The organism is Methylobacterium sp. E-016 (assembly GCF_022829745.1).
Classification (GTDB): Bacteria; Pseudomonadota; Alphaproteobacteria; order Rhizobiales; family Beijerinckiaceae; genus Methylobacterium.
In genome coordinates this window covers 1-11,769 of the sequence record NZ_JAKSYF010000177.1, presented here as the reverse complement: position 1 = coordinate 11,769, position 11,769 = coordinate 1, and the positions used below count along the sequence as shown (strand labels likewise).

The following is an 11,769-nucleotide window of genomic DNA, read 5'->3' as shown; positions in this document are numbered from 1 at the left end:
ACCCTGGAAAGCATCGCCCCGATCGGCGAGGATCCCCTGGTCAGCCTGCCCACTCTGGCAGCCTGATCGTCCCGGCCCAAGCCGGTGATCGTGGTGGTCCTCACCGAGCTACACCACGCCAAGGGACACGACCGATGTCTGCTCATGGCGCATGGCGGCGATGCTGAATGGCTTGGTTGGGTGGATTGTTGCCGTTCCGCTTTTGGGACGCCGAATTAGAGCACTGGACCTTCGCGCACCCGGGAGCAGTCGACTGCTTCGCGCCAAACCCCGTCATTCAGCCCACTCCGCCGCCTTCTTCGAAGCGGATGCTCCAGCAGCTCAGCGCGCAAGTCCGAGGAGGGTGCATTGGCGACGTGTTTCCGAACTGCACAAGCGGTGGCGCATCCCCATGGCTCGCGGCACAAGTTCAAGCCTGAATGCGCCAGGTTATTCTTGCCGCGCCAGCCGCTGCGGATAAAGAATATAACATTTCCTGATGCACATTAGGCGTACGTTGGCTTAATCCGCCCCATACAGAATTGGGTAGGTCTACCTAAAACAGTAGCGCTTCTATAGTTAATTTAGCATCACAAATTATAAATTAAACTATCGTATTTTTAACGTGGAACGGGTAAATTCTTCAACATTGTCAATCAGGCTATCGAGATATTTTATTGCCGCCTCTTGTTCTTGCTCTGCAACACATCGGGCGATCCCCGCGTGGAGACGCGTTGTCTCGCCAAGATTGGCATTGTCGCCGTAGGCATACCAGAAGCGGCGTGCCAAGCCCTGAATTAGCTTCATCGCGTTCGTCGCGAACTCGTTGCCAGCGCTCGTGAGTAGAAGGAGGTTGAACTCGCGGTCGAGCGCTAGAAAGGCCTTGCCATCCCCACGCGAGCCTGCGTCTTCCATTAGGTCAGCGATCTCGCGAAATCGCCCACGCTCCACCGCCGTGGCATGTGTCGCTGCGGCCTCGACGACGTAGCGTTCCAGGTACCGACGCAGCTCCAGCATCTTAAGCTGACGCTTCACGTCGATCTCGGTGATGACCACCCCTCGCTTCGGGTGGACCGCGACGAGGCCCTCCCGGGCGAGTTGCTGGAGGGCTTCGCGCACGGGCGTCCGGCCAAGGCCGAGCATCGCGGCGAGGGACGTCTCCGAAAGCACCTGGCCGGGCGCGAGCGCGAGCGTCGCGATACGTTCCTCAAGGGCGAGGTAGGCTTGGCGGACCTGCGAGTCCGCCTCGCCGGGAAGCCCAGTCCCGCGCTTTTCCGGCTGACCAGGAGCCAACGAGGTAATTGCTTCGAGGTTCAAGCGTCTACCTTATCGAACTCCCAGGACTGCACCCTTCGATAGCGGCTGGACGAGCTGCTGGTAAAGGGCGAGCCATCCCTTCTCCGTGGTCGGGGCCCGCGGCACGAGCGCGCCGATCCGCGCGGACAACTCGGCATTGTCGATGGCCAGCGTGAGACGGCGTTCGTTCAGGTCGATCAGGATGCGATCGCCCGTTTCCACGACCGCCAACGGACCGCCCTCTGCCGCCTCCGGCATGACCTGACCGATGGTGATGCCGCTGTTGAGGCCGGATAGCTCGCCGTCAGTAATCACCGCGACGGTCTCCCCGAGCCCGGCCCCTACCAGGGCGGCCATGAAGCTCGCCGCGAAGACCGTGCCGGGTCCGCCTTTCGGGCCGAGCATGCGCAACACGACGACATCCCCTGGCTTAACGGCACCCGTCCGCAGTCCTTCGATGGCCTCGTTCTCGTCCTCGAACACGGATGCAGCTCCCTCGAAGCGCCGTATCGCGGCAGGGACCGCCGACAGCTTCACGACCGCTCCGTCCGGAGCGAGGTTCCCGCGGATGATGATGAGGCCGGGCTCGTTCCGGAACGGGTTTGCCAGGGGCCGGATCACGGCCGGATCTGGATCTGGACGGGCATCGAGGTTCTGGCCGAGCGTGTGCCCGCTGACCGTCAGGACGGACAAGTCGAGCACACCGGCGATCTGGCGCATGGCCCCCGAGACGCCGCCGGCCTGGTCGAAGGTCTCGATCCGGTCCGGTCCGTTTGGCCGGATACGCGTGACTTGGCCGACCCTTTCAGCCGCGCGCTCGAACTCGGCGATGATATCGACATCGCACTCGCTCTCTACAGCAACAGCAATCAGGTGGCGCATGACGTTTACGGACGTGCCGATCGCGCAGGCGACGGTAACGGCGTTGCGGAAGGCGGCCGGCGTGAGGATCTGGCGGGCGGTGGTGCCTTCCTCGGTGAGTTCGACGATGCGGCGACCGGCCTGCCGTGCAAAGTCGTAGAGACGGTCGCCGCCCGCCCGGATCGGCGCATTGCCTGGGAGCGCCATGCCTAGCGCCTCGGCCAAGCAGTGCATCGAGTTCGCTGTCGCTAGTCCAGCGCAGACGCCGGGGCCCTTGATCGCCTGACAGGTTATCTCGGTCAGGTCGCCGAGCGAGATCTTACCCGCCTTCAGCGCGCCGACGGAGTTATAGACCTCCTCGATGTCGACGTGGTGGCCGCCGCACTCGCGGCCGAGTTGGTAACCGCAGGCCAGCACCAAGCTCGGAAGGTTCAGCCGTCCGGCGGCCATGAGCTGCGCTGGGGTGGTCTTGTCGCAAGACGCGAGCAAGATCATGCCATCGAGCACGGCGCCCTCGACCTGAACTTCGACATCGTTCACGAGAAGATCGCGCGTGGGCATCAGGTAGCGGCCGCCCTTGCCCGCCGAGGTGACGAAGTCGGAGGGGGCGACGGTCCTGATCTCGAAGGGCAGGCCGCCGGCCGCGCGGATCGCCTCCTGGACGACCACCGACACCTGATCGAGGTGCTGGTAGCAAACGGAAAGCTGGCTGGAGGAGTTGACGACAGCGATCTTTGGCTTGTCGAAGTCCTCTTCCGAGATCCCCATCGCAATCCATTGGGCACGCCGGACCGCCCACCGCGTGGTGCCTGGCTCGAAGTAGCTACGATACTGTCTAGTCATTGCGGAGGAATTCCTTTAGTCGAGATGAGCGCCGTCGCGGTTCAGCATTGCGCGGATGGTCGATCCATCGATGTCCCCCGGCTGCACGCGCTCGCGGACGGCGAGGCTCGCGGCGTGACCGATGGCGTGCCCATAAGCGAAGCATTGGGCGGTGACCCGGGCCGAAGCGACGGCCTCATGCTCGGCCGACAGGCATCGCCCGGCCGCGAGCAGCGACAGTCCGCGCTCGGGTACAAAGCAGCCGTAGGGGACCTCGTAGAAGTCGTCGATCAACCACTCGACCCGCGGACGCTCGCCGCTGTGAAGCTCGATAGGCCAGGGCGAGCGGGCAATGCCGTCGCCGCGCTTGCGGCCAGACAGGATGTCGGTGTTGAGCAAGATCTCGCGGCCACGGACTTGGCGGGTCTGCCGGACGCCAACCTGCACGCCGGTATCCTCCATCCAGCTATGCTCGCAGCCTGCGAGGTTCGCCCGAAAGAACGCGGCATAGGCCCGGGCCTGCCGTCGTCCGCGGATCTCGGCCTCGGTGAAATCGCGATAGTAGGTGGCGTTGAGCTCGCGACCATCCCCGCCGGTGACCCGGGTACAGTTGCACAGCAGCTCGCCCGGATGCGTCGTCGGGAAGAGCCAGATCTTGGTGCGCGGCAGGATGCTCCCGCTGGGGTCGGCAGCCCGGATCGCTTCCGAGACCGCCATCGGCATGATCGTGTCGTTGCCATAGGTCTCGCGGAAGTGCTCGACGTCGACGCCCTGGATGCGGAAGATCATGGTCGGGTTCTGGACCTGGCCATCGTGCCCCATAAAGGTCGACAGGCCTGCCATCGCCGTGACGTCAGCGTCGCCCGTGGCGTCGACGGTCACGCTGGCACGGACGCGAATCTTGCCCTGCTTGGTATAGGCCTGGACGCCCGCGACGCGATCTCCCTCAAGGAGAACCTCGGTGACCGTGCAGTGGTGGATCACCGTTACGCCGGCATCGACAAGCAGGTCATCGGCGACCTCGCGCCAGACCAACGGATCATGCACCCGGGTCCGGGTCAAACCGTAGACAAGCGGAGGGGTCAGGCCACCGCGTTCCTCCATGGCGGCGACGAACGTGTCCACGAAGCCATGCACGACGATGTCCGGCTCGGCATTGCGACGGGTGGCCTCGTACAGGCCGCAGACCGTCCCTGACAGACCGGCCACCGCTCCGCCGCCACAGAATCCGTAGCGCTCAAGCAAGGTGACACTTAGGCCCTGGCGCGCTGCCGTATGGGCGGCCGCGAGGCCAGCCGCCCCACCACCGCAGACCAGGACGTCAGTTTCGAGTTCCTCGACAGGCCTGCGATCAAGCGCTCGCGCTTCGACCATGCGCTTTCTCCATAGGGTCGACCGACCGAGCGGCTCCCTCTCCTTCTCATATCTTACTAGTATGTTAGTCGTATGCAAGAGATTGACGCATGGAATTTTCTTGCATACTCGTATGCCGCTGACATGCCAGGAGTATGTGAGGGGAGGAAAGCATGCGGTTTGGAGCAATCCCATACCGTTGGGTGATCGCGGTGACGTTGTTTGTCGCCTACAGCATCCAGTATCTTGATCGTGTGAAAACGAGTGTACTAAATCCCATAATCGCACACGATGTTGGTCTATCGACATCCGATCTTGGAACGGGTGCATTCTTGATGTTGCTCTTCTATGGTCCTTCGCAATACGTGTCAGGCATTCTGACGGACCGCTTCGGGGCGAAAAGGATCTTGATCTTTTCCGTCATTGCTTGGTCGGTCATGACGGCTTGGATGGCACATATTCAAAGTCGGGACGAATACTTTTTTCGAATGGCCTTGTTTGGCGCACTGGTCGGAACGGAATACGTACCGTCCGCGAGAATCCTCATGCGTTGGTTCAACAAGGAAGGACGGGCGCGCGCGCAAGCTCTTTTGTCTTGGGCGTGGATTCTGACGCCGGCCTGGGCAAGCGTAGTCGCAACCCAGTTTGCGCACGCTTCCGGCGACTGGCGGATCGTCTTCTACGTGACCGCAGCGTTTGGCGTGGTACCGTTACTATTGATCTTGTTGATCGTCTTTGACCGGCCTGAGCAATTCAGCGGCGCCGCGCCTGAAGACTTGGAGTATGCCTATCGCGACGAGATCGAGCGCGGCGAAATCCGGGTGGGCCATTATCAGGACGTAGAAGCAAAAGCACGCGCATCCGGTGGCATCCGGTTCGTCGATCTGTTCAAGAGCCAGAGCTACATCGCGGTCGTCGTCGTCGACATCGTCATGCAGATCACGCTCTACGGAGCCCTGACTTGGATCCCGCTGTACCTATCAGACGTATTCCACTTCAAGCTCCAGGAAATGGGCCTGTGGAGCGGCTTGTACTTCGCCGCGGGTGCCATCGGTAGCTTCGCCTCGTCCTACCTTTCTGACAAGGTCTTCCACGGCAATCGGCGTATCATGATTTTGGCCTGCTTCGTTGGCCTGGCGCCTTTCGTCTTCATGCTCGCACGGCTCAACGAAGCGGACCCGACGATGTTGGCCATTTGCCTGTGCGGTATGGGCTTCTTCGGCAACATGGCCTGGGGCCCGTTCCTGACCGTACCCGCCGAGATTTTCTCGCCGGAGGTCTACGGGAAGGCGATGGGTTTCGTGAACGGGGCCGGCTACACGGTCGCCGCCTTCAGCGCCAAGATCTTCGCAAGCCTGGTGGTCGTCACCTCGACGGGAAAGGACTACTCGAACGGTTGGCTGTTCATCGGCGCGTGCGTTCTGGTAGGCGTGGTCGCGGCCAGCTTCATCAAGACGCGAGAGAACGAGGCAAGTCAGCCTGTCGTCAATCCGGCAGCCGTCAAGGCCGGCTGACCAACCTGGAAGCGGGCCCCGCACCAGGGCCCGCCGGCGCGAACTGCGAGGCGACGTGAAGCGGGTTTTGGCCCCGTCACGAGCGCCGCGCGGATGACGAAGCATTGGGCCCGGCCACGAACCCGCACGCCATCCGGCGGATGGGGCGGAAGCACAGGCTCGGGGGCGATGCACGCGTCCCAGGCTCACGTCGACGGCAACCGATTCCGCGTGGCGATATGCGGGAGGCTCAGCTGCCGAGGTTGTGGTGATTTGCAGGCGCGGCACGTCAGACCTGAGGACGGGGCCCCGGGGCGATACGGCAAGTCCGGCGCGCCACGATAAACGACCGACAACAACAAAAACGATGAAGCCGGAGGAGACATCCATGCGAAGCCTTGCCATCCGTGCGGCGTGTCTCGCCGCTTTCACCCTCGGTGCGGGCACGGCCTCAGCCGAAGTCTTGAGGATCGGCGTCCTCTCGGACATGTCCGGACCCCAGGCCGATTTCGCGGGGCCCGGCTCCGTCCTCGCGGCGCGGATGGCCGTTGCCGATTTCGGCGGGACGGTCGCCGGCATGCCGGTAGAGGTCCTGTCCGCCGATCATCAGAACAAGGCCGATGTGGGTGCCAATATCGCGCGGCAATGGATCGACGCGGACGGGGTCGACGCGATCTTCGACGTCCCGAACTCGGCCGTCGCCCTCGCGGTCAGCGGCTTGGTCGCGCAGAAGAACAGGGCACTCATCGTCTCTGGCGCCGGCACGTCCGATCTGACCGGCAAGAATTGCACGCGCAACACTGTGCATTGGACCTACGACACCTGGGCGCAGGCCAACACGGTTGGCAACGCGGTGACGAAGTCCGGTGGAGACACGTGGTTCTTCATGACCGTCGACTATGCGTTCGGGCATGCCCTGGAGCGCGACGCGACGGAGGCGATTAAACAGGCCGGCGGGCGCGTCGTCGGCACCGTGCGCCACCCGCTCGGGACCTCCGACCTGTCCTCGTTCCTGCTGCAGGCCGAGGCGTCACGGGCGAAGGTGATCGGCCTGGGCAGCGCGGGCGTCGACACCGTCAACGCGGTCAAGCAGGCAGGCGAGTTCGACATCACCGAGCGCGGACAGAAGCTTGTCGCGATGCTGATGGTGCTTAACGACATCAGGGCGCTCGGCCTGCAAGTAGCGCAAAAGTTGCTGCTTTCGGAAGCCTTCTATTGGGACCTCAACGACGGCACACGCGACTTTGCCAAACGCTTCGCGGGCAGCTTCGGCGGCCGCTACCCGAATATGGTCCACGCCGGTGTCTACGCCTCGGTCCTACATTATCTGAAGGCCGTGGAGAGGACGAAATCCCCCAAGGATGGTGCCGCGGTCGTCGCCGCGATGAAGGACATCCCGACCAGCGATCCGGTGTTCGGTCAGGGCAGCGTGCGCAAGGACGGTCGCGTGATCCACGACATGTACTTGTTCGAGGTCAAGGCGCCCGGCGAGTCCAAGGGGCCGTACGATCTCTACAAAACCTTGGCCACTGTAAAGGCGGACAAGGCCTTTAGGCCGATGGATGCGGGCCAGTGTCCATTCGTCGGGCAGAGAGCTAATTGACCGCCCGCGCGATCCGCCGGTGGGTCTCAGGCGAACCATATGGCCGGCTCGCGCCGTACAGTCTATCTAATACTTAAAATTACAGCATAGATAATTAAATTAATGAGCAATAATTTTAGCAATCTCCGGATCAATCACTGATATTTAAAATCTAATAGTAATAATAATTTGTATTGTGGCGATAATCAGCTGATAGACCCTCAAAGCCAAGCATCGACCCACCGATACGTCAGGAAGACATCGATGATAACCTGCAGTGGGATACCGAGGAAATCTGTGCTGGTAGCGTGCGCGATCACTGGCTTATGGCCACTTCACTGCGCTGCCGAGGCTCCGGTCACCATCGGCCTGATCACCGACATGTCAGGTGTTTTTGCCGACGCCGACGGGCCGGGTGGCGCCGAGGCCATCAGGATGGCAATCGAGGATTTCGGCGGCGAGGTGCTGGGACAGAAGATCCGTTTCGTTTCGGCCGATCACCAGAACAAGGCCGACGTCGGCGCCTCCAAGGTGAGGGAGTGGTTCGACCGCGACGACGTCAGCATGGTCATCGCCGGCCCGAACTCGTCCGTCGGCTTGGCCGTCAACAAGCTCGCGCGTGACCGCAAGCGGGTGTTCATGCCGATCGGTTCCACGACCTCCCGCCTGACGAACGAGGACTGTTCGCCTTTCACGGTGCAATACGCCTACGACACAATCGCGCTGTCGAAGGGTACGGGCCTAGCCATCACCAAGCGAGGTGGCCGGAATTGGTACTTCATCACCGCGGATTTCGCCTTCGGCACTTCAATCGAGAAGGATACCCGGCAGGTGGTGCAGGCCCTCGGTGGTAACGTCGTAGGTTCTGTCAAGCACCCACTCGGCACCGTTGATTACTCCTCGTACCTTCTCCAGGCCCAGGCCGCCGCACCGGATGTGCTTGGCTTGGCCAATGCCGGGGCCGATACCATCAATTCCATCAAGGCGGTTGGCGAGTTTGGGCTAGTCGGCCAGATGACCGTCGTCGCGATGAACCTGTATCTCAGCGACGTGCACGCCCTGGGTCTCGAAGCGGCAAAGGGCATGTACATGACGGACGGCTGGTACTGGGACCTCAACGATCGGAGCCGGGCCTGGGCCAAGCGCTACTTTGCGCGCACCGGGCGGATGCCGACGCTGCCCCAAGCGGCCGACTACTCTGCAACGTGGCATTACCTCTCCGCCGTAAAGGCCGCTGGCACCCGCGACAGCGAGACCGTGATGGCCACGATGCGTGAGACGCCAGTCGATGATTTCTTCGCCCGCGGATACATCCGCCCGGACGGGCGCATGGTCCACGACATGTACCTCATGCAGGTCAAGACGCCGGCCGAGTCGAGGTATGCTTGGGATTACTACAAGGTCATTGAGACGATCCCAGCCGACGCCGCTGCGGCCACGAAGGCCGAGAGCCGCTGCGGGCTCTGGCGCTGATGGGACGGCTTACGCGTAAGGGTAGCGGTCACGACCTCGGGGGACGACGTGCCGGGAATGGGCCACGTCATGTGTTGATGAGACCACCGCTAGAAATTTTGCATCGCGCTTCTTAACGAACAGTCGAATGAACAAGGCGCAGAGTCCGTAAGCGCTCATCCCGCTGTATTGGCCTGAACCACGGTAATGTGCTCTTTCCCACGCCGTGAGTTCTGAAGCAGACGGTCCGAAATCGGCCATTTCCTGCCGTCTGCGACAACGGGGATTTACGTTCGCCTTCCGGCAGCAACGATGTCATCTCGTACGGCTAGGTCGGGTCGGGTGCGGAACGTCCGCTTCCGGAATCTAGGCGAAGGTTCGGTTGCCATACAAAGCAACTGTTCAAAAACGCAATGTCGGATGGCGCACGAACAGCGATCCGATAAGGGTGACGGTGGGCACGAGCACCCACCAAAAGGATAAGGCGGCAATCCTGAACGGCCCGTCAGCGCACCCTCGCCGCGAATGCAAATACATCAAGTAACGGGTATTACAAGGAATTACAGATTTTTTCATCAGCTATAAATTACTCATACTATTATCGCACTGTGGCGATAACCAAAATGTATATTTGCCTAGCATTCGTTGAGAGCACTTATGAGCTGTCAGAACTAAGCTCGATCTTGAGCGCCGCTTCGATGGGTTTGGCTACTCGATTTGACAAAAAGCTTATATTCCTATATTACTGTTTTTAAGGCAGCAAATTCGCTGCTGCAAGGCGCGCTATGATCGAACTCGAACCATCGCTTTGGGCGCCATGCCACAGCAACCTATGCGACCGATCTAGCCAGCCTGAACCTTCCCATCGCGCCAACCCAAAGGGGTCCCAACCGGGCCCCTTTTGCTTTTCAGGAGCAAGCTATGTCCGAGAGAATCCCCGCAACGGTGACGGCCGTCGAGAACACACCAACAACGTCGCCGGCCAAGCTGATCGTGTTCGGGCTCGACGACGGCGGGAAGCCGCACGCCTCGCAGTTCGCACAGTCAGATACTGAACTCGCAACGAAGGCCGCCGGCCTGATGGGCATGCGCACCCTCGCCGTCGAAACTGACGAGCATCGCGCGCTCGGCGCTCCGTTGCCCCAGGGCCGGGTGTTCGCGTCGGGCAAAGGTTTCGTGTCGTTTGTGAAAAAGGGGCTGTACGAGCGCCTGAGCGCGCTGGCGGGGCCTGCCATGGTATCGCAAGGCACCGCCGACGCAGGGAACCTGGCGGCACGGCACAACGGCCTGGTGGCGACGTGGCAGCTGAAGAGCATCGTCCGACGGACTGGGCTAGCATCATCGCTGGCAGCACCGTGCTCGTTCATGGCGGAGGCGGAGACGGGTGGTTCGAGGCCAAGGTCGTCGAGGTCAAAACTGAGAACCTCCTCGTGCTACGCTGGCGCGACCGGCCGGAGCTGCCGGTCCTCGTGCGAACGCTGGAACACATCGCCCTGATAAACCCGGCAGAACCTACGCCCGCGGTTGAAGCGTGAGCGGGGGAGGTCCGGTAATGGCCTACCCTCACACTCATGCAGAGCCGCCTTGGCGGCCATTCCCTCTGCCGCCCCGGTCCGCGACCTGAACGATGCCTTCCGGCGGACCTTCGTCGGTGGTCAGATGGTCGAGACCCCTGGCGTGGTCGAGCTTTGTGAGGCCGATCGCAATCATGGCCGAGCGGGGCGTGGCCGGCAGCTTCGCCGCCGGCGGTATCACGGCCGGGATCGTCCGGATGTTCGATGCCGGGCTGTTCCGCGCGCTGATGGACGTGCAAGCCTTCGACATCTATGCAGTCGACAGTTTCCGCCGAAGCCCGACGCATCAGTCCATGTCGGCCTCGATGTACGCCAACCCGCACAACCGCGGCTGCGTGGTGAACCGCATCGACGCCTCGATCCTCGGCGCCGCCGAGATCGACCGGACCTTCAACGTTAACGTCACCACCGGCACCGACGGGATCATCCTCGGCGGCTCCGGAGGTCATGCCGACACCGCCGCCGGTGCATCGCTGACCCTGATCACAACGCAGCTCGTCGCCCGGTCTCACGCCAAGGTGGTCGACCACGTCACCACGGTTACAACACCGGGCGAGACCGTGGACGTGGTGGTCACCGACGGCGGCGTCGCCGTGAACCCGGGCCGCCCGGAACTTGCGGACCGGCTCCGCGCAGCCGGGATCCCCCTCGTCGGGATCGACGACCTGGCCGCGGAAGCCAGGCGTCGGGCCGGTGCTCCTGCACGCCCCCGTGCAGCTGACGGACGCATCGTCGCTGTGGTTGAGTATCGGGACGGCACCGTTATCGACATGGTTCCAGCAGTCTAGCGCAGATATCTGCGCAAGTACTAAAAACCTAGTTGCAGCTTCTTGTGGGCCCTCCCTCACCATTCGGCCAAAACGAAAGGTAGCTCTGACCATTCGTGAATCTGCACTGTTTTTCTGGACGGCCAAAGGCTCGTCGGCTCGATGAGCGCATCACAGGCTCAGCTAGCAATCAAGTATCCAATCCTGCCAAGCTGCAATCTCTGACCCGACTTCGGATATTGCTTCCGACGCGCACTCCTCGATCACCTCGACCATGGGAGGCGGAGGCGAACACCGTTACCTATCTGCGGCAACCGCTTGTCATCAAATTTGACGTCGACGCTGGTACTGTTAGCTGGTACAGAATGGGTCGTGGCGCCAAACGAAACGCCCTTGATTTAATTGAGTTTTTAAGTCCGGCCGGACAGTCCCCCCCTCTCCGCCAAATCGGTAACCGGGGCAGATCACCGGGCGGTCATGCTGTTGCGGCGTTTCTGACAAGGTCCGGCAGGGGCGGGACGGTTGCGCTGTCTGGGATGCCGAGGCGATCGCCGAGGTATCGGAAGAACGAGACGTCGAGCTTGGCGCAG

General features: G+C 61.9%; 8 protein-coding genes. 5 read left to right on the top strand and 3 right to left on the bottom strand.

Translation table 11 applies throughout. The features are described from left to right. Positions 1-588: 588 nt before the first annotated feature. From MKK68_RS26290 to MKK68_RS26280, 3 genes are all read right to left on the bottom strand, one after another. On the bottom strand, positions 589-1,296 hold the full coding sequence (locus tag MKK68_RS26290; RefSeq protein ID WP_244033420.1) for a GntR family transcriptional regulator: 708 nt from the start codon (positions 1,294-1,296) through the stop codon (positions 589-591). A gap of 9 nt (positions 1,297-1,305) precedes the next feature. Then, on the bottom strand, positions 1,306-2,904 hold the full coding sequence (locus tag MKK68_RS26285) for a dihydroxy-acid dehydratase (protein ID WP_244033419.1): 1,599 nt from the start codon (positions 2,902-2,904) through the stop codon (positions 1,306-1,308). A gap of 90 nt (positions 2,905-2,994) precedes the next feature. After that, positions 2,995-4,332, bottom strand: a complete 1,338-nt coding sequence (locus MKK68_RS26280) for an FAD-dependent oxidoreductase (protein WP_244033418.1) — start codon at positions 4,330-4,332, stop codon at positions 2,995-2,997. Between the two features lie 152 nt (positions 4,333-4,484). On the opposite strand from MKK68_RS26280, the gene MKK68_RS26275 reads away from it, so the two are divergent. The 5 genes from MKK68_RS26275 (at position 4,485) to MKK68_RS26255 (ending at position 11,200) form a co-directional block, all read left to right on the top strand. Next, positions 4,485-5,825 (top strand): MFS transporter, encoded by a 1,341-nt coding sequence (locus tag MKK68_RS26275; RefSeq protein WP_244033417.1) that lies wholly within the window; start codon positions 4,485-4,487, stop codon positions 5,823-5,825. Positions 5,826-6,192: 367 nt separating this feature from the next. Then, on the top strand, positions 6,193-7,407 hold the full coding sequence (locus MKK68_RS26270) for an ABC transporter substrate-binding protein (protein ID WP_244033416.1): 1,215 nt from the start codon (positions 6,193-6,195) through the stop codon (positions 7,405-7,407). Positions 7,408-7,683: 276 nt separating this feature from the next. Continuing rightward, the gene (locus MKK68_RS26265; RefSeq protein WP_244033415.1) at positions 7,684-8,859 is read left to right on the top strand and encodes an ABC transporter substrate-binding protein; all 1,176 of its coding nucleotides are present in this window, start codon (positions 7,684-7,686) and stop codon (positions 8,857-8,859) included. Between the two features lie 900 nt (positions 8,860-9,759). Next, the gene (locus MKK68_RS26260; protein WP_244033414.1) at positions 9,760-10,335 is read left to right on the top strand and encodes a hypothetical protein; all 576 of its coding nucleotides are present in this window, start codon (positions 9,760-9,762) and stop codon (positions 10,333-10,335) included. 130 nt (positions 10,336-10,465) lie between these two features. Next, complete coding sequence (locus tag MKK68_RS26255; protein WP_313899249.1) at positions 10,466-11,200, top strand: citrate lyase subunit alpha; 735 nt, start codon at positions 10,466-10,468, stop codon at positions 11,198-11,200. Positions 11,201-11,769: the final 569 nt, after the last annotated feature.

Bases quoted from the DNA above. Each gene is read 5' to 3' on its own strand.
- MKK68_RS26280 (WP_244033418.1), bottom strand. From the start codon at position 4,332: ATGGTCGAAGCGCGAGCGCTTGATCGCAGGCCTGTCGAGGAACTCGAA.
- MKK68_RS26255 (WP_313899249.1), top strand. From the start codon at position 10,466: ATGCCTTCCGGCGGACCTTCGTCGGTGGTCAGATGGTCGAGACCCCTG.
- MKK68_RS26285 (WP_244033419.1), bottom strand. From the start codon at position 2,904: ATGGGGATCTCGGAAGAGGACTTCGACAAGCCAAAGATCGCTGTCGTC.
- MKK68_RS26260 (WP_244033414.1), top strand. From the start codon at position 9,760: ATGTCCGAGAGAATCCCCGCAACGGTGACGGCCGTCGAGAACACACCA.
- MKK68_RS26270 (WP_244033416.1), top strand. From the start codon at position 6,193: ATGCGAAGCCTTGCCATCCGTGCGGCGTGTCTCGCCGCTTTCACCCTC.
- MKK68_RS26275 (WP_244033417.1), top strand. From the start codon at position 4,485: ATGCGGTTTGGAGCAATCCCATACCGTTGGGTGATCGCGGTGACGTTG.